The 20,317-nt window shown below is 73.4% G+C and carries 27 protein-coding genes; 6 read left to right on the forward strand and 21 right to left on the reverse strand.

Annotated elements, in window-relative coordinates:
- Positions 1–122: 122 nt before the first annotated feature.
- From ACZ6MA_RS24520 to ACZ6MA_RS24570, 11 genes are all read right to left on the reverse strand, one after another.
- Positions 123–830: a DUF6875 domain-containing protein gene (locus ACZ6MA_RS24520; RefSeq protein WP_469436080.1), complete on the reverse strand. Its 708-nt coding sequence runs from the start codon at positions 828–830 to the stop codon at positions 123–125.
- Positions 820–2,154, reverse strand: a complete 1,335-nt coding sequence (locus ACZ6MA_RS24525; protein WP_469436081.1) for an MFS transporter — start codon at positions 2,152–2,154, stop codon at positions 820–822. Before ACZ6MA_RS24525 ends, ACZ6MA_RS24520 begins: the two co-directional genes overlap by 11 nt.
- Positions 2,154–2,744 (reverse strand): hypothetical protein, encoded by a 591-nt coding sequence (locus ACZ6MA_RS24530; RefSeq protein WP_469436082.1) that lies wholly within the window; start codon positions 2,742–2,744, stop codon positions 2,154–2,156. Before ACZ6MA_RS24530 ends, ACZ6MA_RS24525 begins: the two co-directional genes overlap by 1 nt.
- Complete coding sequence (locus ACZ6MA_RS24535) at positions 2,741–3,730, reverse strand: hypothetical protein (protein ID WP_469436083.1); 990 nt, start codon at positions 3,728–3,730, stop codon at positions 2,741–2,743. Before ACZ6MA_RS24535 ends, ACZ6MA_RS24530 begins: the two co-directional genes overlap by 4 nt.
- On the reverse strand, positions 3,727–4,512 hold the full coding sequence (locus ACZ6MA_RS24540; protein WP_469436084.1) for a hypothetical protein: 786 nt from the start codon (positions 4,510–4,512) through the stop codon (positions 3,727–3,729). Before ACZ6MA_RS24540 ends, ACZ6MA_RS24535 begins: the two co-directional genes overlap by 4 nt.
- Positions 4,509–5,375 (reverse strand): multinuclear nonheme iron-dependent oxidase, encoded by an 867-nt coding sequence (locus ACZ6MA_RS24545; RefSeq protein ID WP_469436085.1) that lies wholly within the window; start codon positions 5,373–5,375, stop codon positions 4,509–4,511. Before ACZ6MA_RS24545 ends, ACZ6MA_RS24540 begins: the two co-directional genes overlap by 4 nt.
- Entirely contained in the window at positions 5,372–6,082 is a 711-nt protein-coding gene (locus tag ACZ6MA_RS24550) for a hypothetical protein (protein WP_469436086.1), read from the reverse strand. The genes ACZ6MA_RS24545 and ACZ6MA_RS24550 overlap by 4 nt, the downstream gene beginning before the upstream one ends.
- 47 nt (positions 6,083–6,129) lie before the next feature.
- Positions 6,130–7,017 (reverse strand): multinuclear nonheme iron-dependent oxidase, encoded by an 888-nt coding sequence (locus ACZ6MA_RS24555; RefSeq protein WP_469436087.1) that lies wholly within the window; start codon positions 7,015–7,017, stop codon positions 6,130–6,132.
- Positions 7,007–8,743 (reverse strand): B12-binding domain-containing radical SAM protein, encoded by a 1,737-nt coding sequence (locus tag ACZ6MA_RS24560; protein ID WP_469436088.1) that lies wholly within the window; start codon positions 8,741–8,743, stop codon positions 7,007–7,009. Before ACZ6MA_RS24560 ends, ACZ6MA_RS24555 begins: the two co-directional genes overlap by 11 nt.
- Positions 8,740–8,967, reverse strand: a complete 228-nt coding sequence (locus tag ACZ6MA_RS24565; protein ID WP_469436089.1) for a hypothetical protein — start codon at positions 8,965–8,967, stop codon at positions 8,740–8,742. The genes ACZ6MA_RS24560 and ACZ6MA_RS24565 overlap by 4 nt, the downstream gene beginning before the upstream one ends.
- 64 nt (positions 8,968–9,031) lie before the next feature.
- Positions 9,032–9,187 carry a hypothetical protein gene (locus ACZ6MA_RS24570; RefSeq protein WP_469436090.1) on the reverse strand — a complete coding sequence of 52 codons (156 nt, stop codon included), beginning with the start codon at positions 9,185–9,187 and terminating at the stop codon, positions 9,032–9,034.
- 283 nt (positions 9,188–9,470) lie between these two features.
- Here ACZ6MA_RS24570 and ACZ6MA_RS24575 point away from each other — a divergent pair, with 283 nt between their 5' ends.
- Complete coding sequence (locus ACZ6MA_RS24575) at positions 9,471–9,851, forward strand: hypothetical protein (RefSeq protein ID WP_469436091.1); 381 nt, start codon at positions 9,471–9,473, stop codon at positions 9,849–9,851.
- A gap of 66 nt (positions 9,852–9,917) precedes the next feature.
- On the opposite strand, the gene ACZ6MA_RS24580 is transcribed toward ACZ6MA_RS24575, so the two are convergent.
- Entirely contained in the window at positions 9,918–10,193 is a 276-nt protein-coding gene (locus tag ACZ6MA_RS24580; RefSeq protein WP_469436092.1) for a helix-turn-helix domain-containing protein, read from the reverse strand.
- 87 nt (positions 10,194–10,280) lie between these two features.
- Between ACZ6MA_RS24580 and map the strand changes: the two genes are divergently transcribed.
- Positions 10,281–11,048, forward strand: a complete 768-nt coding sequence (gene map / locus ACZ6MA_RS24585; RefSeq protein WP_469436093.1) for a type I methionyl aminopeptidase — start codon at positions 10,281–10,283, stop codon at positions 11,046–11,048.
- 206 nt (positions 11,049–11,254) lie between these two features.
- Positions 11,255–11,515 (forward strand): SH3 domain-containing protein, encoded by a 261-nt coding sequence (locus tag ACZ6MA_RS24590; protein ID WP_469436094.1) that lies wholly within the window; start codon positions 11,255–11,257, stop codon positions 11,513–11,515.
- Positions 11,516–11,580: 65 nt separating this feature from the next.
- Here ACZ6MA_RS24590 and ACZ6MA_RS24595 read toward each other — a convergent pair whose 3' ends face one another.
- Positions 11,581–11,754, reverse strand: coding sequence for a hypothetical protein (locus tag ACZ6MA_RS24595; RefSeq protein WP_469436095.1), 174 nt, complete (start codon positions 11,752–11,754; stop codon positions 11,581–11,583).
- Between the two features lie 114 nt (positions 11,755–11,868).
- Positions 11,869–12,054, reverse strand: a complete 186-nt coding sequence (locus tag ACZ6MA_RS24600; RefSeq protein ID WP_469436096.1) for a hypothetical protein — start codon at positions 12,052–12,054, stop codon at positions 11,869–11,871.
- Positions 12,055–12,134: 80 nt separating this feature from the next.
- Here ACZ6MA_RS24600 and ACZ6MA_RS24605 point away from each other — a divergent pair, with 80 nt between their 5' ends.
- On the forward strand, positions 12,135–12,704 hold the full coding sequence (locus tag ACZ6MA_RS24605; protein WP_469436097.1) for a DinB family protein: 570 nt from the start codon (positions 12,135–12,137) through the stop codon (positions 12,702–12,704).
- 170 nt (positions 12,705–12,874) lie between these two features.
- Here ACZ6MA_RS24605 and ACZ6MA_RS24610 read toward each other — a convergent pair whose 3' ends face one another.
- Positions 12,875–13,777: an RICIN domain-containing protein gene (locus tag ACZ6MA_RS24610; protein WP_469436098.1), complete on the reverse strand. Its 903-nt coding sequence runs from the start codon at positions 13,775–13,777 to the stop codon at positions 12,875–12,877.
- A gap of 224 nt (positions 13,778–14,001) precedes the next feature.
- Here ACZ6MA_RS24610 and ACZ6MA_RS24615 point away from each other — a divergent pair, with 224 nt between their 5' ends.
- Positions 14,002–14,325, forward strand: a complete 324-nt coding sequence (locus tag ACZ6MA_RS24615; protein ID WP_469436099.1) for a hypothetical protein — start codon at positions 14,002–14,004, stop codon at positions 14,323–14,325.
- A 373-nt stretch (positions 14,326–14,698) separates the two neighbouring features.
- Entirely contained in the window at positions 14,699–15,226 is a 528-nt protein-coding gene (locus ACZ6MA_RS24620; protein WP_469436100.1) for a DM13 domain-containing protein, read from the forward strand.
- A 21-nt stretch (positions 15,227–15,247) separates the two neighbouring features.
- Here the strand turns inward: ACZ6MA_RS24620 and ACZ6MA_RS24625 are convergent, their stop codons facing one another.
- The 6 genes from ACZ6MA_RS24625 to ACZ6MA_RS24650 all read right to left on the reverse strand — a co-directional run bounded on the left by ACZ6MA_RS24625 (position 15,248) and on the right by ACZ6MA_RS24650 (position 20,243).
- Positions 15,248–16,063, reverse strand: coding sequence for an AfsR/SARP family transcriptional regulator (locus ACZ6MA_RS24625; RefSeq protein WP_469436101.1), 816 nt, complete (start codon positions 16,061–16,063; stop codon positions 15,248–15,250).
- Between the two features lie 368 nt (positions 16,064–16,431).
- Complete coding sequence (locus ACZ6MA_RS24630; protein ID WP_469436102.1) at positions 16,432–16,689, reverse strand: hypothetical protein; 258 nt, start codon at positions 16,687–16,689, stop codon at positions 16,432–16,434.
- 57 nt (positions 16,690–16,746) lie between these two features.
- Positions 16,747–17,001 (reverse strand): hypothetical protein, encoded by a 255-nt coding sequence (locus tag ACZ6MA_RS24635; RefSeq protein ID WP_466895275.1) that lies wholly within the window; start codon positions 16,999–17,001, stop codon positions 16,747–16,749.
- A 95-nt stretch (positions 17,002–17,096) separates the two neighbouring features.
- On the reverse strand, positions 17,097–18,902 hold the full coding sequence (locus tag ACZ6MA_RS24640) for a S8 family peptidase (RefSeq protein WP_469436103.1): 1,806 nt from the start codon (positions 18,900–18,902) through the stop codon (positions 17,097–17,099).
- Between the two features lie 18 nt (positions 18,903–18,920).
- Positions 18,921–19,199, reverse strand: coding sequence for a hypothetical protein (locus ACZ6MA_RS24645; protein ID WP_469436104.1), 279 nt, complete (start codon positions 19,197–19,199; stop codon positions 18,921–18,923).
- A gap of 120 nt (positions 19,200–19,319) precedes the next feature.
- Positions 19,320–20,243 (reverse strand): MBL fold metallo-hydrolase, encoded by a 924-nt coding sequence (locus ACZ6MA_RS24650; RefSeq protein WP_469436105.1) that lies wholly within the window; start codon positions 20,241–20,243, stop codon positions 19,320–19,322.
- Between the last annotated feature and the right edge of the window lie 74 nt (positions 20,244–20,317).

Below are 20,317 nucleotides of genomic sequence, written 5' to 3' on the forward strand. Positions count from 1 at the left end.
CCTTTCCGGGCACGCGGGGTCCGGAAAGGGGGACGCTCTTGTGCCGGGGCCTTCATCACCCCGCGAGCCGGCATGACCGCCCGCGGCCGAGGCCCAAGTCCACGACGGCCCGCCCCGCCCGCTCAGGGCGTCAGACCGTGCTCGCGGCACGCCTGGTTCCAGCGCTCGGCGGCTTCCTTCGTCCGCAGTCGCGTACGGCGTGCCTCCGCCGCGTGCAGCCGGTGATACGCCGGGAACATCTGCCGTACCCGCAAGGACAGTTGCAGATCGGCGGGGATGATCCTGCGCAGCACGTAGAAGGGGGCGGGCGCGGTGAAATACGGCGGCTCGGGGTGCCGGGGGTCGTCGGGCTCGGCGGGATCCTCGTGGAAGAGCGCCGCGGTGCACCCCCGGGCGTACACCGCGGGCAGCACCGCGCGGTGCGCGGCGGCCACCACGGGCAGCAGCGCGGCGGGCGGACCGGGAAAGGCCACCACCAGCCCCGGGTGCTCGGCCGACACCCGCTGCGAGGCCCGGTCGAACCACGCCAGATAACCCACGAGCGCCCGGGCCACCGCGCGCGGCGCCGTGTGCCCGGCCACGCGCAGCTCCGCGTAGTGCATGACACCCTCCCGCAACGCCCCCCGGACGAACGGGCAGATGGCGCTCGACGGGCCCGGGCGTCCGATGGAGTCACCGATGTAGTCGCGCAGATAGGGCCGGAAGACGGCCCCCAGCTCGGTCCCCCCGTCGCCCTCGTCGTCGGTGTCACCGAAGACGACGGGAGCGGGCCGGAGCAGCTCGCCGCGCCGCGCCTCGGCCGGTGGCCCGGGGTCCGGATCAGGGCACACGGGCACCATCCTCCTCGGCGGCTTCGCCCACCCCCCGCGGCTCGGCCGCCACGCCCACCGGCGGCGTCCGCAGGGACCGGACACAGAACCAGGCGGCCAGCGCACCGAACAGTGCCGTACCGGCCGCCGCGATGGTCCACACTCCCCGGACGTCCGCGAGACCGATGCCCAGCCCGCCCATCACATACAGCCCGAGACCGGTGGCGAGGGAGTTGAACAGCCCGCCCGCCGACAGCATGGTGGCCCGCGACCCGGCGGGCACCTGCTCGTTGAGCGCGGCCTTGAGGCCGGGCATGCACAGCCCGGCCGCCATCACGAAGCCGATGTACAGCGGGACGCCGACCCAGCCGGAGGACGTGAGGGCGGAGCCGCCGAGGAACAGCCCAGCGGCCACGGCGGCCAGCACGATGACGCGGGCCCGCGCCCCCGGGTCGTGCCGGACCTTCCGGGCGACGACCTCCAGGAGCGGGATCTGCAACAGGTCACCGGTGCACCGGGCCGCGGCCAGGGCGATCAGGGAGCCGCCGGTGAGAACGTCGAAGTGCACGGTCCACTGCACGCCCGGCAGCCCCCGGAAGAGGCACAGCGCGGCGGCGCACAGCAACAGGCCGGTCAGCAGGCGGTCGGTGCCCAGCGCCCGGCGGCAGCCCCGCAGAGCCTCCAGCGACGCGGCGGTCAGCTCCCGGCGCACCCCCGCCCGGTCCACCCCGGGGCCGGCCCCCGCCGCCCCCGGTGACCGGCCGTGCAGCAGCACCGTCGTGCACACCGCCCCGGCCAGACAGGCGGCCCCGGCCAGCAGTTGCGGCACGGCCAGCCCCAGGAACTGCCCGGCCGCCGCCCCGGCGACGGTGCCGGTCACGATGCCGGCGTTCTCGGCCATCCGGCCCCGGGCGAAGAGCGCGTCGAGGCTCGCCGCGGGATCCTCCTGCCGCAGCCGGTCCACGGCCCAGGCGTCCAGGCTGCCCGAGGCGAACGGCGCGCCCACGGCCGCGATCAGCGTTCCGGCCACCGCCACCGTGGGATCGGCGGAGAAGAACAGCATGCCGTAGCCGGCCGCGCGCACGGCGAAGCCCACCACGACGGCGGCCCGGCGCCCGATGGCGTCCGCGAAGACCCCCGTCGGCACCTCCAGCAGGGCCTCCAGCAGCCATACCGAGGCGATGAGCCAGATGATGGTGCCGCTGCCCAGACCACGCTCGCCGAGCAGCAGCACCGACGTGACCGTCAGACACATGTCGCCGAAGAAATCGAGACCGGTCAGCAGCAGATACAGCCGCACCGTGGCGCGGCGCGCCGCACCGCCCGGTGTCATGGGGCCGCCCATCACCGCTCGTCGCCCCCGTGCGGCACGGGGACGACGCCCATGTCATAGCGGTACGGCCGGCCCGCCTCCTCGAAGGCGTGCCGGATCCGGTCCCGTACCTGCATGGGAATGCCCCCTGGGTGTCTGCGGGAGAACGCCGACTCGTGTTGGAACAACAGGAAAAACCCCTCCGCCCCGAACGTGTAACGAGTGTGGTCCGGCCCGAAACAGGGGCCGAAGGCCACGGTGAACAGCCGGTGGCCGTCGAAGGGGAACCACCAGGCGGGGTCCTCCAGTTCGGCCATGGTGACGTGGGACGGGCTCGTCGAACGGCCGGCGAACCACGTCAGTACCGTCAGCGACGACGCCCGCAGCGTCGCCACGTCCGCCCCGAGCCGGGCCGGGAGGTCCAGTACGAACCCGTCGGCCTCGCCCGCGGTCACCTGCCGCAAGGCCCGCCGGAAACGCGGCAGGGCCCGTTCGAGGTGCTCCTCCACGGGCAGTTCGTCACGGGCGGGCGCGGAGAGACGCCAGGTGGAGGCGCGGGCGTACGGGCAGTGGGTGCGGTCGATGACCGGCTGGAACCGGGACGGCCCGGCGGGCCCGCTCATGACAGAGCGCCGTTCGCCGGCTGCCCGGCCGCGAGCCGCCCGCGCAACTCCCGCCAGCTGCCCGGCTCGTCCCACCAGCGTTCGCCCCACCGCTCGGTGAAGGCGGCCACCGTCCGGTCGGCGAGGGCGTGCCCTTGGAAGACCGCGCTCCAGTACCCGGCGCGCGCCGTCTCCTCCCGCACGTGCCGTGGGTCGACCAGGCCGTCCGAGGCCGCGGCCACTTCCTCCGCCAGCCGCTCCGGCCGGGCGGCGCAGCGCAGGATCAGCCGGGCCAGTGCCCGGGTGTAGCGGTCCTCGTGACGGCAGTGGGCCGCCACCCGCTCCGCGGTGTCCGCCGGGATGCCGAGCGAGACCAGCCAGGCGGCCGACAGCCCGAGGGTCTCCACGACGAGGGCGCCCCACTCGGCGACCACCGGCGGGCGGTGCCAGCGCTCGGCCAGCGGCAGACCGGGGGGCCGACAAGCCAGTTCCACGACGTGCCCCAGCTCGTGATGGACGTACTGGGCGCACAGGGGAGCCGGGCGGTCGGGCAGCGCCACCGCCGACCGGTCGGGGATGCGGACGGGGAAGGTGACCGAGGGCCGGTCCCGCGTCCACACCAGCGACAGCCGGTGCCCCGCGGGCAGGGCCGCCAGGGCCCGCAGCCGGGGCACCGCGGCCCGCACCAGCGCGCGGGGGCACAGCGTGACACCGGCCGGGTCGCCACGGAGAAAAGCCCTGCGGTCCGCCCGGAAGGCCGCCTCCGTGACGCCCATGGCCCGCGCCCACTCCCGCACGACGGCGGGGAGTTCGTCCGTGGGCTCCGGGTCGCACAAGGGCCCCGGGGGCGGGGCGGGGGCCGGGCCGCCCGCGACGGACCGCAGCAGCGCCGCGAGCCGTCCGCCGTTCTCGTCCAGGCCGGGCAGGCCGAGGTCGGCGGCGCGCAGCAGCTCGATCGCCCGCTCCACCACCGCCTCGTCGTCCACCCGTGCCGGGGCCTGCGTCACCCGGTGCTCCCGTCCCGCACCAGCGCGCCCACCTCGACCAGCCGGCGCAGCAACGCCTCGTCCGGTTCACGAGCCGGCACCCGCGCGTGCGCGCGCGGGGCCTCGGTGAGCCAGGCGAGCGCCGCCGCCTCCTCGTCGTGCAGGACCAGCGGGCGCCCCGCGCCGGGGCCGGTGCCCGGCACCAGGATCGCGGTGCGGCGCTCCACCGGGCGCACCGTGTCCAGGACCAGTTCCCACGGCATCCGCCGCTTCTTCACGGCCGTCCGGCGGGCGTAGTCGGCGGTGTCGTACGGGCTGATCCGCAACCGGGTGGCGGGGGCGGGGGACAGCCCGGCCCGGCGGGCCACGGCCGAGGGCACCGGTGGCCGGTAGGCCAGGTCGGTGTCGGCCGACGCCAGCTCCCACTGCCAGCCGGGGCGGCCCTCGGGCCACCCCTTCTCCAGATACGCCGCGAACGCGCGGGCCGTGCTCGGCCCCGGCGGGAAGTCCGCGCCCGGCTCCCGCTCGCGCTCCCGCCAGGCGGCACTGGCCAGGAACCGCCCGATGCCGGGCGTGCCCTCCCCGGCGAGATAGAGAAAGCCGGCGGTGGGCAGCCGGGCGGTCACCGCCGTGGCCACGGCCGCCAGCCGCCGGGCCCGCTCCAGCCGGAAGCCCGCCGGGTTGCGCACCCCGGGAGGCACGGCGGTGGTGTCCTCGGTGTCGTACAGGGCCGCCCACACCCCCCGCACGGCCCGCTCGTACGCGCTCTCGCCCCCGGCGCGCGGGGGAACGGCCGCCGTCATCGGTCCTCCCCGCGCCAGATCCGCACCTCGGCGGCCATCCGGCCGACCTTGGCCACCAGGTCCTCCCCGCGGATGCCCTCCGACTCGGCCACCATGGCGCGCAGCGCCGTCGCGGCCGGCAGATGACGCCGCGCCAGCTGCCACAGTTCCTCACGGATCGGTGCGGCGTGCTGGTCGTCGGCGGTGACCCCGTCGTCGGCGGCCAGCACCGTCACCCCCGACAGATGCCCTTCGACGACCCGGTCCCACGCGAAGTCGTCCGGCATCAGCGCGTCGGTGGCGATTCCCGCGACCTCGGAGGCGATCAGATGGTGGCCGACGTCGTAGACCATGAACGCGTCGGCCCGCCGGGCGATCTCCGACTGGAGGGCGAACGGATTGGCGTCCCCCACCACATAGGCGTAGGAGGAGTTCTCGACCGCGACCCGCACGCCCAGCAGTTCCTGCATCCGCTCGACGCGGGGGACCACGTAGTCGACGCAGTCCTCGATCCACGGCATCGGGACCAGCGCCTCGACCAGGGACTCCCCGTCCTTGGTCCACATGGCCAGATCGGTGGTGACCCAGGAGACGCCCAGCCTGCGCACCGCGTCCCCGAGCTGCTTCACCAGCCGCTCGTCGACGGGGTCGAGGCCGCACAGATCGAGATCGAGGGTGTGCAACAGCGGTACGAGGTCGTGCCGTTCGCAAAAACGCACGGCCTCGTCGACCGTGGCGGCGTCCCGTGCGTAGGGCCCCACCATGAACGCCCGGTCCTCGCCCGCCAGCCGCTCGGCGAACGGTGCCAGCCGCTCGTGCTCGGACGTCATGTCCCAGCTGAAGCCCACCAGGGGCCGTGCCCCGGACGGGGCGGCCTCGCTCACCGTACGCATGGCACCACCAGTCCCCGTCCCAGGGCGGCCGTGACGGCCGGGCCGCCCGCACCGGCCGTGTCGAGCGGCCCCGCCTCGGTGTCCCACAGCGGGCGCAGCGCCTCACAGGCGGCGTCCCGCAGGTGGGTGCGGCGTAGCCCGGCGGGCGTGCGCAGGGTGAGGGTCGCGAACGGGCGGGCCCGGGGGCGGGTGTGGCGTACCGCGTCCGGCCACGGATAGGAGGCACAGGCCGCGCGCAGCCGGACCGCGTACTCGGGCACGTCGAAGACGCAAGCGGCCACCCACGCGCCCTCCGGCAGCCGGACCCCCGCCCGCAGGGCCGCCGGGGTGGGCTCGGCCGCCGCCCCCCACAGCACGTCGCATTCGTAGCGCGCGATCTGCCGGGCCCACGGGTCGGCCGTCGGCAGCCACGCCTCCTCCAGGAAGGCCGCGAACGTGCTGACCGTGGAGGCGGCCTCGGGGAAGAGAGAGCCCGCCCGCGCCCGCCGCCCGTGCCAGTGCTCGCTGCCGAGATAGGCGTCCATGGCGTCCGGGACCAGACCGCAGTAGACGCGGGTGGTGGCCGGCAGGGCGCCCGTGCACCGTTCGAGCACCATGGCCTTGCGGGTGGAGCGGTCCACGGCCATGCCGGGGTCGGGCGGCCCGTCCACGGGCGGGGGGCCGTAGAAGCCGCGCCACAGCTCGGTCACCTGCGTCACGTACGGATGGGGGGCGGGGGCCGGCGCGCGGCCCGTGGTCCCGGTCGTCACCACGCCACCGCCTCCAGACAGTCGTCCATCCGCTCCAGCTTGGCGACCAGGTCGTCGGCGAGCATGCCCTCCGACTCACCGATCAGGGCCTGGAGCCGCGTCATCTTCGGCATGAGCAGCTCCGTGGTATGCCACACCGGGTCGTCGACGGGCCAGCGGTGCTGGTCCTGTACGAGCTGGTAGGCGTGGAAGTCCCGGCAGGTGATGCCGGAGATGTGCGCCTCCACCACCCGCTCCCAGGGGAAGTCGGCGTCCCCGGGGCGCTCGATCGGCTCCCCCCGCTGCCGGCGCAGGATGTAGAGGTGCCCGATGTCCATGCACAGTCCGCAGTCGGCCCGTTCGGCGATGCCGGCCATCAGGGTGAGGATGTCCAGGTCCCCGGCCAGCACCGGGTAGGGCGGGTTCTCACCGACGATGGGCAGTTGGGCGATGTCCTGGATCCGCTTGGTCCGGTCGGCCACCCAGTCGACGGCCTCCCAGGTGAGCGGCACCGGGAGCATGTTCTCGATCAGCTTCTCCCCGCGCAGCACCCACATCGCGAAGTCGGTGGTGATCCACGGCGAGCCCAGTGCCCGCGCGTAGTCGGCGATCTGACGGACCATGCCGGGGTCCACCGGGTCGATGCCCGCCAGGTCGAGGTCCAGGGCGTGCAGATAGATCGACAGACCGTTGGCCTTGGCGAACGCCCCCAGTTCGTCGACCAGGTCGTCCTGGCCGCACAGGGCCGCGGCGCTGAAGGCGGTCACCGGCGGCCGGGCCCGGCGCACCGCCTCCGCGGCGAGGTCCCGTTCGGTCATGGAGTCCGTACTCAGCCCCAGCACCGGCCGGCCGATGCGGGCGGGCAGGGGCGGGGTCGCACCGGCGACAAGGGTTTCAGGAGCCATCGGCGGCTACTCCATTCACGGTGGCGATACGGGGTGCGGTGCGCAGCGACGCCCGGGTGCGGTGCGTGACCCCGGGCCCGCCCGACGGGTCCGGGGCGAGGGCGTCGATACGGGCCGCCGCGCGCAGCAGCAGCTCGGCCAGACCGGGTGCACCGGTGCCCGGGCGGGGCAGCAGCGCGGCGAACTCCTCGGGGCCGCCCGGTGCGTCGGGCGCCCGGCCGGCGCCCGGGCGTTCGCAGTCGTCGAGGACGTTGTCGAAGAAGAGATTGGGGGCGTGCCGGGCGGCCACGACGTCCAGTTGCAGGGCGAGTTCGTCCGGCGTCACCGGATTCCGCTCGCGATGCCGCGCCCGCGACTGCAGGAGTGCCTCGGCCTCGGCGAGCACGAGATCGACGGCGGGCTGGTAGGCGGCGCGGAACCAGACGAGGGCCGCGTGCGCCCGGGCCGTCGCCGGGTCCTCGATCAGCGTGTCGATCGGTGGCAGCTCGGACATCCCGAACGTGGTGCCCCGGCGCTCCTGGTAGTAGTCGCGGATGGGGGTGCCCGCGTACAGCACGAGATGGGTGTACAGATGCTCGTGCGGGACGTAGTCGTAGAAGCCACCCGCGCGCAGGAACGCCTGGTTGGCGCGCAGGTCGCCGATCGTGGTCTCCGGGTCGATCATGATGAAGTCCAGGGACACCCCCAGCCCGTGCCGCTCCAGCAGCTTGACCGCGCCCAGGTTGTCCGCAGGCTCCACGCCCTTGGCGAGCCGTTTGAGCACCTGGGGCGAGGCGCTCTCGATCCCCAGCTCGACGAAGCGCAGCCCGCATTCCTTGAGGTCCGTAAGGAAGCTCCGGTGCTTGATCAGCTGATTGACGCGGGTGCCGAAACTGAAGGTGATCTCCGGGTCGTAGGCGTGCAGGGCCTGCACGATCAGCAGGGCCCGCTTGGGATAGACGTAGAAGTTGGCGTCGCTGAAGTAGACGTGTTTGTAGTCCAGCCCGTCGGCGGCCCGGAAGTGGGCCATCTCCGCGACCACCGACTCGCCCGATCGCATCCGGTACTTGCGCCCGATGGTCAGCACCCCGCAGAAGGAGCAGTTGTACGGGCAGCTTCGGCTGGAATTGACCGCGAGGGCGGGCAGCAGCGTCCCGCGCGCGGAGTCGAAGTAGGTCAGCGGCGGGTAACCGGAGTCGGAGACGAACGGGAAGTCGGGGAAGGGCAGTGCGTCCAGGTCGTCGAGGAAGGGGGAGTCGATGTTGGCGCGGATCTCCCCGGACGGCAGGCGCACGGTGGTGCCGGGGATGTCCAGCCAGGAGTCGCCCGCGCGGCGGGCCAGCTCAAGCATGGGCTTCTCGCCCTCGCGGCGGACCACGACGTCGACGTCCGGGCAGTGGCGCATGATCTCGGTGTGCACGGCCGTCGCGTGCGGTCCGCCGAGCACGACGCGCGCCGCGGGGTTGCGCCGCTTGATCCACGCGGCGTGCTCCAGCGTGGCGTCCAGCGACTCGTTGTAGACGGAGAACCCGACCACGGCGAACCGGTCGAGGCCGTGGCGGGCGGAGAGGTCACCGGGCGCCTCGGGGCTGTCCCCGAAATCGAACCCGGACGCCTCGAAGCCGTTGTGCCGGAGATAGGCGCCGATGTAGGCCAGGCCGATCGGCTTGGACTTCCGGCGGTCCGAATACCCCACGGAGGGGTTGACCAGGGCGATGGACGACGGGCACCGACCGGCCGCCGTCATCGTTCCCGCCAGCCGAGCACGCCCCGGGCCAGCAGGTTCTCCAAAAATCGCCGGGAAGGCCCGGGCAGCGCGGCCACCGCGGTCTCGTCCAGGGAGCCGACCGCGCCCCGCCACAGCCGCGAGGCCGAGGGGTTCAGCCTGAGGCACTCGCCCGCCGGGCCGCCCCCGGCGACGTACACATGTCCGCATTCGTCGAGCACGGGAAGTTCGCTGCGCAGTATCATCGCGCCCCTTCTCATACGGGCGCGGCGGCGCGCGGAGCACACCGCCGCGCCGTGCCCCGAGTGATCAGGACCAGATCCGGCCGAGCATCTTGGTGTAGCTGGCGTCGCCCATGCTGACCACGTCGGCCTCGGGGTTCTCGATCTCCTCGAAGCCGAGCAGCTCTTCCTGGCCGATGCCGTCGTCTACGTTCTTCTCGGGGGAGTTGAGTGATTCGTTCATGGTTCCTACCTCCAGCGCTCGACGTGTCGGACAACAACGGACCGACCGGCCCCGTGGGGCCGCAGTACCGGTCCGGGCTTCGAGGCCGCCGCCGCGGTGACCGCGGGCGGCGCGACGTGGGGGAGAGCGGGGCGGGGCGATGACGCCGGGTGACGATGCGGACGGCAAGCCGACAAGCGCGACAAGCGCGATATAGGCGACGTCATGGACCCCCTATCACAGAGCACCCTAGGTCTGTACCTGAAATCTGGTCAATACACGTACACAAAGAGGGATTTGGCCCATGATGGACGGCATGGCGGAAGAGCGGGACGACGACGAAACGATCCAGCCGTGGGGACCGGAGACCGCCGGATCCCCCGGGGAGCAGATGGCCGCGCAGGAGCGTGCCTTCTGGGAGGCGCGCCGGCGCTCCGAGGACCTCGACGACGAGGACGGCGAGGCGGAGGGCGAGGAGGCCCGGCGCGAGCGGCGGCGGCTGGGCAAACAGGCGCGGCGGCTGCATCTGAACGTCCGCGGCCATCGCTTCGCGCGTTCGTGGGACGACGGACCGGTGCCCGGTGATCTGCGGCTGCCACCGCTCCCGGACCGCGACGACGACGCGGAGGACGGCTTCGAGGGCGATGTGGCGGACGGAGGGCCGGCGGAGGGGCCCGGCCGCTGACGCCTTTCGGTTGCGCCGCCTTCCGGCCGCCGGCGCCTTCCGGCCGCGGAGGCCGGGGCGGGGCCGTCAGGCGGACATCGGTTCGGCCTCCGCGCCCGTGACCTCCCCGCAGACGACGGCCAGTTGGTCCAGGGACAGGCCCAGGGCGCCGGCCAGGGCGGCCACCGTGAAGAAGGCGGGGGTCGGCGCCCGGCCGGTCTCGATCTTGCGCAAGGTCTCGGCGGACAGCCCGGCGGCCGCCGCCACCGCGACCATGCTGCGCTCGCCACGGGCCTGGCGCAGCAGCGCGCCCAGCATCTCGCCGCGCTGTCGTTCCTGGGGTGTCAGAGGGGTTCTCACCATGACCGTGATACTAATACCGGTATAAGAATTGGTTGACGGCGGCGCCGGGCATGCCCGGCGCCGCCGTGCGAGGCGGGGAGCCGGAGCATGGTGGAGATCAAGACGGACGCGGCACTGGAGGCCATGCGCGAGGCGGGGCGCGTCGTGGCCCACGCGCTCGCCGCGGTCCAGGACGCGGCGGCCGTGGGCGTGAGCCTGAGGGAGCTGGACGAGGCCGCCCGTGCCGTTCTCGACAAGGCCGGTGCGCGCTCCCCGTTCCTCGGCTACCGCCCGTCCTTCGCCCCCACCCCGTTCCCGGGGGTGATCTGCGCCTCCGTCAACGATGCCGTCGCCCACGGCATACCCGACGACTACCGGCTGTGCGACGGCGACCTGGTGAGCATCGACTGCGGCGCGGAACTCGACGGCTGGACCGGCGACGCGGCCGTCAGTTTCACCGTCGGCACCCCCGACCCCGCCGACCTGGCCCTGATCGACGCCACGCGGCGCGCCCTCGACGCCGGCATCGCCGCGGCCGTCGTCGGCAACCGCGTCGGTGACATCTCCCACGCCATCGGCACCGTCGCCCGCCGGGCCCGCTGCGGCATGCCGTCCGACTTCGGCGGCCACGGCATCGGACGCCGGATGCACGAGGACCCCCACATCCCCAACCGGGGCCGCCCGCGCCGCGGCTACTCCCTCCGGCACGGCCTCGTCGTGGCCATCGAACCGATGCTCATGGCCGGAGGCCGCGACGACTACCGCACGGCCCCGGACGGCTGGACGCTCCGCTCGACCGACGGCACACGGGCCGCGCACATCGAGCACACGGTCGCGATCACCGAGGCCGGGCCCCGGATCCTCACCCTGCCGTGACGCCGCCGGCGAGGCCGTGGGGCGGGGCTTCTGGGCTTCTCCCGGGGCGGGCCGCGCGGCACGGTCCCGCCAACGGCCCAGCCGTCCGGGCCGGTGCCGCCAGCCTCCGGCTCTTCCGCGGCCGAGCCGTTTAGTCTGCGATCACCCCGTCCGCGTCCGCGTCCGCGCCGGGCGCGGCAGTCGCGGCTCTCCCCTGGAGGAAAGAAATGACGCCCCAGCAACCCTTCGGCACCGTCGTCAGCCAGATCGGCGTCAATCTGCGCCGGTACCCCAGCACCGATTCCGCCGTCCTGGGCACCCTCAACAAGGACGCGCAGATCGGTCTGAGGAGCAAGGTCCACGCTCAGGACATCGACGGCAACAGCATTTGGTACCTGCTGCGGGACCAGGCCGCCTGGGTCGCGGCCCGGCACGTCGACAACACCGGACAGGTCCCCCTCTCCAAGGACGCCGACGGCGCGGGCTGACGACCGACGCCGGCACCCGGCCGGTCGCCCGTCTGTGCCCGGCTGCTGCGCCCGGTCGTGTGGGATCAGTTGTGGCCGAACTTCCGCGGCTGCTTGTGGGCGGCCTGGTCCGGCGCCGGACGCCCGGTCTCCCGTGCCGCCGCCGACGCCTTCTCCTGCTTGCCGGTGTCCGTGCTGGTGCCGTAGTCGTGCCCGCCCGTGCGGGCGCCGCGGTTCTGACGCGTCTGCTTCTTGCCCACGATCGTGCCTCCTGCAACGGATCTCGGATGATGAGCTGCTACCAGGCTCGCACGCACGTACGAAGCGTGCATGTCGGACATTCCGGGGTGCGCCCGCAGTCACGGAGTGGGTGCTCAGCGTGCCGCCCGCTCCGGCTCCCCGGAACGCAGCTCTTCACGTTCGAGGCGGTCGCGGGCAGCCCACCACCGCCGGCGGCAGGCGGCTGCTGTGACGGCGATCAGCCCGAGGGCTTCAGTCAGTGCGTGCTCGTTCCGCGCTCCCGCCGGTGCCTTCATCGGCTCGGCTACGAGCGTGGTCATCTGCTCAGCCGCACGCCCCTTGACGCCATGTCACCTCGCCCCGGTAACTCAGTAGCGAGCCGGGGTCGTCACGGACGACCATGGAACGCATGACTGACCAACCCAGGCGATGGAGCCAGGCAACCGTCTACCCCGACATGTGGGCCGACCCCAACGACGACCCCCGCAACAGCGAAGGTCCCAGTCCGGACGGTGAGCTTGCGACACTGCAGGACTTCCTGACGAACTACCGCATGACCCTGCGGATGAACTGCGAGGGCCTGGACGCGGAGCAATTGGCACGGCGGTCGGTTCCGCCGTCGACGATGTCGCTGCTCGGCCTGGTCCGGCACCTCGCCGCGGTGGAACGGGACTGGCGCGACTGGATCAGTGACGGTGACCCGCTGCCGAAGCTGTACGGCGAGCGTGACGCGGACTTCGACGGAGCCGTCGCCGCGCAGGCCACGGTCGACGCCGCGTACACCGATCTGGAGCGCGAGCAGGCCGCGACCGATGCCGCGTTGGCCGAACACCCGGACCTGGGCGAGCGTGTGGGGAAGGGCGGGATCGCCATTCGGGAGCTGATGGTGCACAGGATCGACGAGTACGCCCGTCATTGCGGGCACGCCGACCTGCTGCGCGAGCGCATCGACGGAAGGGTGGGCCAGTGACGAGGGCCGGGGTCTGCGCCTGACCCCACGGGCATCCCGCGACAGCGCGCGCCCGGTGCCATCGGGCCCGGGCTGTGGCCCACTCGCCGGCGACGCCGTGCTGATCGGCCCCGGACCAGGCGGCCTCGTATGCGGTCAGCGGGCGCGGGCCGGGCGCCGAACACACCTCGTCAAGCCACGTTCTCGATCAGGAATTGCTGGTCCGGGCCACCGGTGCACCGCTTTTCGATGGCCTCCGCCTCCGGGGCGGTGTCCTCGGCGGCGATGCCCACGCACCGGTCCGTGCCCTCTGCGTGCAGGCGGTAACGCCTCGTGGCGCCCGCAGGCTCCAGGCGGAAGTGCTGGTCCTTGTTGGAACGGCTGCACGTGTCCCAGGGTTCGAGCATGCCCTTCGCCGGGGCGCTCCGGCGGATGGTGAGACAGCCCTTTCCGTGTTGGGGGTGGTGCCATTCGATGTAGTACGGGGCGTCGGCGCCGTCGTGGACTCGCTTGAGGTATGTGTGCGGCGGTCTCGCCTCCCCGCAGGGACGCTGCGCGGCGATCGCGCTCGGGTACGCGCCACTGCGGTCGCGGCCTTCCGTCAGGCAGAGGTGCGGGGTGCGGGCCGGGCGGATCTCCACCCAGCCCCGTATCGCCGTGGCCGCCGGCGCACGTGTGCCGTTCTCGTCATTGGACCCCAGCAGCGTCCACACCCCCGCCACCAGCAGGAGGACGGCGGTCACGACCACGGCGGCGGCCACCGGCGCCCGGCCGACGGGGAGCCTGGGACGCAGGCGCCATAGTCTGCCCGACCCGTCCTCGATGCGGCTCCGGGTCTTCAGCCATGCCGCGATCTCGCGTTCGTCCTCCACCCCACAGGCGTGGAGGAACGCGACGAGCAGTTCCGGCCGTGGCAGGGACTGGTGCCGGAGTACGTCCGAGAGGGTGCTGCGGGCGAGCAACTCGCCCCGGTCCTGAGCCCGCTGTTCCAACTCCCGGTAGGTCAGCTCCGAACGGTCCTTGATCCGGCGCATGAGATCGGTGAACTCGTCCGCGCCGCGTGCGCTTCGCAGCTGTATGCCCGTCCCCCACATGCCGGAAGGTTCTCCGCGTCGGCGCGGGGTCACAACCCGCGAACCGGCCAACCTGCCCGGACAAGGCCCGGACAAGGCCGGGCACCAGGCCGGACACGGTTTCTCATGTCCGGGACGTGCCACGGCGTTGACCCGCTTTCTCTGGCCCTCGCAAGGTGGTCCCGGGCCACCCCCGGGGGTCAGCGGGGATCGCCCTCCTTCCACTTGCGACCCAAGGAGTCGTCGTGTTCACACGCATAGCCACCGGCATCGCCGCTCTCTCCCTCGCCGGAGCCGGAATCGTCCTCGCCCCCGCCGCTCAGGCCGGTACGGAGGCGTGGAAGCCCCCGAGCTGCCAGGGGCACTGGGCGAACACCGCGGTATGGGTCACCTGCAAGGGCCAGGGATCCGCCAGCCAGGTCCGCATGATCTTCAACTGCCGGGTCCTCGGCAATGTCGTCCGGCACTACACACCGTGGGAGCCCCTGGGCGCCCGCAGCTCCACCACGATCAGCGACTCGTGCAACTTCGAAGCGGTCTCCGCCACGCCTGACAGTCGCCGGGCCTGACGGCCCGCTCGGCTCCCCGTCCCGCCGGCAACAGCGACTGGTCCGCGTGGCATCAGGCCCAGTCCTCGCCCGGTCCTCGCCCGGTTCGAAAGATCGGGCGAGGACCGGGCCTGTCTCCGGGTGGGTGTGGGCGCTCGTGTGGCGGTTCAGGGCGCACGCCTGCCGCGTGAGCGCAGCCAGACCCCGCACGCCTTGCTGGACGAAGGCTTGAGGTCCCGCCCGCGCCGGGCGCACGGCACCGGTCTGTGCCGGCGCCCGTCCGAGGTCCGCCGCCCCGCGATGCCGCCGTGAGACTTTCGTCATGCGCGTCCAGGAGTTCCCCGCGCCCGTCGGTCGTTGAAGCGGTGACGGCACAGCGGGTGAGGAGACGGGCATGGGACGCATACGGCGGGTCTTGAGCAAGCGGGTCGTGATCGGGGTGCTGATCGCCGGGCTGGTGGCGGTCGGGGCCGGGATCTACTGGTTCCAGCCGTGGAAGCTGTGGGTCGACGAGACCGTGCGGGAGGCGGTGCCCGCCGTCACGGAATCATCGGCCGCCGGGGCGGCCGCGCGGACCCTCGCCTCCGGTGAGTTGATCAGCCATGAGCACGAGACCAGCGGCTCGGTACGGATCCTGCGCCTGGCCGACGGGAGCCGCGTGCTGCGGCTGGAGAACCTCGACACCAGCAACGGGCCCGACCTGCGGGTCCTGGTGTCGGACGCGCCCGTGAAGCGGGGCACGGCCGGGTGGCGGGTCTTCGACGACGGGGCGCACGTCAGCCTCGGCAAGCTCAAGGGCAACAAGGGCGACCAGAACTACGTCCTGCCCGCCGGGCTCGACCTCGACCGGTACACCAGCGTGAGCATCTGGTGCGACCGCTTCGATGTCTCCTTCGGGGCCGCCGCCCTCACCCGCGCCTGATCCGCCGCGCGGCGGGGCCGCTCAGTGCGGGTGGCCCCGCCCCCGCCGCCGTACCCCCGGCGGGCGGCCCGCGAGCAGATCGCGGGTGGCCCGGGTGGGGGATATGCCCAACTCGCGGTCGAGGACCCGCACGCACGTCTCGTACGCCCGCCAGGCCTCACCGAGGTTGCCCTCGGCGAGGTGGACGCGCACCAGCACCCGGTGCGCGCTCTCCCGCAGCATGTCGGCGCGCAGGACGGTCAGCGCGACCTCGATGGCGAGGCCGTAACAGCCGGTCTCGCACAGCCGCTCGGCCACGGTCTCCATGACGTGCAGACGCATCTGCCGCAGCCGCTCGCGGGCGTCGGCGAGCCATTCGTCCTCCCAGTCCGGCAGCAGATCCCCGGCGTTCTCGCCCGAGGACCACGCCGTCGGGTCCACCTCACCGCCGTGCAGCACGCGCAGCGAACGGTCGACCACGTCCTGGACGTCGACCTCGGTGCGCGCGTGCAGCACGACCTCGCCGCCGGCGGTGACCACCAGCTCCGGGGCCGCCTGGTTGACCCGCCAGATGCCGGTCCGCAACCGGGCCAGGGCGCGGTGTTCCTCGGTCTCCGGCCAGAGCGTCCCGGCCAGCCGGCTGCGACTGGTCCGGCCGCTCAGCGCGAGGGCCGCGACCAACCGCTGCGCACCGCCGGAAAGTTCCACGTCGCGGCCGTCGAGACCGAGCCGGAACCCGCCGAGCAGGGCGACCGTGACCCGGCCCGGCGCCCGCCGCGCCGGCCGGTGCGCGGGCGCGGGCCGCGCGGTGGCGGTCAGCTGGTGTGGGACGTCGGGATCTCCCCGGGTATCGGCCATGGCTCCCCCCACCGGGCGCCCCGCGGCACGTGCCGCACGGCGGCCGCGTTCTGGCGCTGCCTGACTGGGGGGCGGTCGGCGTGCCGAAGCCGGTCTCTGCCCGTCGGGCCCGGTCCCCACGACGAGGATGCCCGAGTTTGGCCGCACATGCCAAGGGATAGGCGGGGATGCGAGAGGCCGGGGGACATACGGCTTACGGCTGGTGGGCCGACGGGCGACGGTGAGCCGGCGGACGGGGTCCGTGCCCGGGGCGGTACCGGGCACCGGGGGCCGGCGCCCCCCGCCCCCGTCCCCACCGCGAGAGGTGCGGGGCGGCCGGCTGTTCCGCCACCACCCCGCACGTCCCGCTTCTCCTGCCCCGCCTCGGGTCAGCCGGGGGCGGGCGCGGCGCCCGCGTCCTGGCCGGGTGCCGGGGGTGTGTCCGGCCGGGGCACCCGGCCGGCGTCGGCGAGCCGGACGAGATCGATCAGCCAGTCGGGGGCCGCGCCGCCGTCGGTGCCCCGGCCCGCGGCGCCGGCGGCCGGCGCACCGGCCGTCGCGCCCGGGGCGGCCCCCGCGTCGGTGGCGGTGGCCGTCGCGGTGCCCGGGGGCCCGCCGTCGTCCGCGACCGTGATGTGCAGCTCCATGGACGGCTCCCTTGAATGAGACAGTGCTGAGGACTGGGGGACCGGGCGGCCGGCGGCCTAGTTGAGGACCGCGTAGCGCCCTTCGAAGTTGATCTGCGCGCCGCTGATGTTCTTCACCGTCAGCCAGTAGGTCACCGCCGTGGCGGACGCCCGCTCGACCGCGGTCTCCCACTCGATCTGCGGGGCCCCGGCCTGGGGCGACGTCGGCATGAAGTACCAGACGACATGCCACTCCTGGGGCCAGCTGTGGGTGAACCAGCGTCCGGTCTGCCCGGGACCCAGCGTGCCGGTGAACTGCGTTCCTACTCGCATCGTTGCTCCCTCTCCCGGTCCGGCTCTCCCGCCGGACTCTCGCGTCGCGAACTCGCGTTCCCCGTAGGGCCGTTACGGCTCCCGCCGTGGGACCGTCACCATCCGAGGACCGCGAACCGGGCCTCGAAGTCGACGGGGACGGCCACGAGGTTGGTGACCTCGATCCAGTACGTCGCGTACGCGTCGCTCGCCCGCTCGACCCGGACCCGCCAGCGGACCTGCGGGGCGCCGGGGCGGACGCTGGTGGGCTGGACGGTCCACACCACGTGCCAGTGGGCGGGCCAGTTGTAGGTGAACCAGCGGCCGGTCGCGTTGGCCGCCAGGGTGCCCCGGAACTGGACGCCCACCCAGGTGGCGGTCTGCGACGCGGCCGGGATCAGCTGCCGCAGGTCGGGACGGTTGCCGATGCGCTGGGTGGCCGGACGGCCGGGCGCGTCCTGCTGCGGCGAGCCGGTGGTGCGCAACAGCTCCCGGGCCCGGGCCGGTGACAGCGGGATCCGGCCCTGGGCCCGCAGGGCCCCCTGGGTGCAGGCCAGTGCGCCGACGACGATCGGTGACGCACTGGAGGTGCCGCTGAAGTGGTCGGTGTACCAGAGGTCCTCGTTGGTGCCGCCCTGCAGATCGCCGTACCCCGTGCTGGTCACCTCCCGCCCCCAGCCCTGGGCGTCCACACAGGCACCGTGATTGGAGAAGTCCAGCCGTGACCGGTCGGGTCCGTGATCGGCGCCGTGGGTGCCCGGGGGCGGTGCCCCGGCGCCGACGATCACGGCACCGGCGTCCAGCGCGGTACGCCGGAAGGGGTTGCGCCACCAGGCGGGGAAGCCGGTCTGCGGGGTGTCGTAGACGGCGGCGTCCAGGTTCTCCGCGCCGTTGCCCGCGGCCTCGACCACGACGACGCCCTTGTTGACGGCGTAGCGGATGGCGAGGAAGTCGTCCGGCCACCACTCGACGGCGATGAAGCCCTGCTGGCCGGAGCCGGTCGCGTTGGGACCGGGCCGGTGGATCTCCAGCAGGATGATGTCGCCCGGTCCGAGCCGGTCGGCCGCGTTGCGGATCGCGGTGGCCGTCGCGATGGAGAACGCGGAAGCGCTGGTCACCGCGTCGGGCGAGATGCCCGTGATGCCGAGGGTATTGACGTCCCCGCCGATCTCGCCGAGGACCGCCGTGCCGTGGTTGACGAACGCGGTGTCGGTACTGCCGGTGCCGGAGACGATGCCGCCCTGGTTGTTCACCAGGTCCTCATGGGTGAAGCGCCACCCCCACTCGCAGTCGATCACCCGGACGCCCGCGCCCCGGCCGCCCGGCCGGGTCCAGGCGTAACGGGCGTCGATGCCGCCCGGCGCGGCGTCGAGATAGCCCTGGCGGGCGGTGAAGTCCGGGGTGACGGGCGGGGCGTCCGCCGCGGCGGGCACCATGTCGTTGAGGGGCGGCCCCGCCTGGGCGGCGGCGCCCGGCCCCTTCGCTGTCCCGGCCGCGCCCTCCCGGATCGCGAGCCGCGCGCCGGGTTTGACGTAGGCGGCCTCGACGGCGTCCGAGGAGCGCAGTCGCTCCGCCAGTTCCTCCAGCCGGTCCGCCGGGGCGTTCACCTGGTAGAAACGCGCCATCCTGTCGATGATCTCGCGGGCGTCGTCGTCGAGGGGCGGCGCGCCCGGGGCCCGCTCCGCCCGGGCGAGCAGCCTGTCCCGGTCCGCGCCGAACAGCGGACTGATGACGACGTCCGCCTCGGCGGCCACGGCGTGCAGAGCGCTCACCGAGACATCCGACTCGGCGCTCGCGCCGGTCGGGGTGATCCGTACCCCCGCGTCGGCGCGTGTCACGCACACCAGCTCGGCCCGCCCGGAGGGCGATGGGGGAGGAGCCGTGCCGCCCCCGCCGTTTCCCGCACCTGTTCGTTGTGCCACAGCCCTCTCCTTCACCCGTTACGGAAGGTCTGCCGGTGGTTTCACATAGGCGGCCTCGACATCCGGGCGGGCGCGCAGGGCCGCCGCGACGGCCTCGGCGTCCGCACCGGCCAGACCGCCGACCGTGAGCCAGCGGGCCGAGCCCGGGTCGCCGCCCGGGTGCAGTGGTTCGGCGGTGACGCCGAACCGCCGCGCCAGCCAGTCACGCAGATCCGCCGGCCGCGCGGCCCCGGCGGCCCCCTCGCACTCGGCGGGCGACCGCCGGCGAAGCTGGACGACGATCTCCGTCCCGGCCATGGGCACCCCTCCGTCCGCCCCTGGTCCCGTGCCTGTTGCTCGGCCACTGGGCGCGGCCGAGATTAATCAGGGCCTCGTCACCCGCCCGTCACGGCGGCGTCACCGCGGCGCCCGTCCCCGTCAGAGGGTCCGGTCGAACGCCGCCCAGCGCTCCAGCGCGAACGTGCTCCCCTCCCGCCGGACCTCGGCCGCGCCGTGGCCCGGAAGGTGGGCCGGGAACACCAGGGAACGGGTGTCGGCCGCCTCTTCCAGGATCCGGCGGCGTGAACGGGTGGCCTCCTCCTGGTCCTCGCTCAGGCAGGTGTCACAGTCGGGCTCGACGAACTGCAGCGGGCTGTGCACGAGGTCACCGATGAACAGGGCGCGCTCGGTGCCCGACTCCAGCCGCAGCACCGACGAACCCGGGGTGTGTCCCGGGGCGAGGCGCAGGCTCAGCTGGGCGTCGATCTGATGCTCGTCCTCCCACAACAGCGTCTGACCCGCCCGGTGCACCGGCGCGACACTGTCCTCGAACATGTCACCGCCGGCCATCGCCACGCCGACCCCGCCGAGAGAACCCCGCTTGGGGTGGTTGTTGAGGGGATTCCAGTAGTCGAAGTCGGCCTTGGCGATCAGATAGGTGGCGTTCGGGAAGGTGGGCACCCACTCGCCGTCCACCAGCCGGGTGTTCCAGCCCACGTGGTCCGAGTGCACATGCGTGTTCACGACGAGGTCCACGTCCTCGGGCCGGACCCCGACGGCGGCCAACTGCCCCAGGAAGTCGGTCCGCAGATGCGACCAGGCGGGCATGTGCGGCCGGGGCTTGTCGTTGCCGATACCGGTGTCGACGAGGATCGTGCGGCCCTCACTGCGCAGCACCCACGACTGTACGTTCGCGATGAGGTCGTCGGTCTCGGGGTTCCAGAAGTCCGGAGTCAGCAGCGACTCGTTCTCCCGCCACATCCGCGGGGTGCTGCCGGGAAAGATGGCGGGGACGGGGGCGACCGGGGCGTGCCATTCGACGACGCGGGTGATGTCCACCCCGCCCAAAGTGATTGTCTGCATGCCCTCGACGGTAGAGAGCGCGGACGAGACGGCCAATAAGTGATCGTGCTCGATCTATACGTCATCGTCTCGGC

Source organism: Streptomyces sp. NPDC042259 (assembly GCF_055582085.1).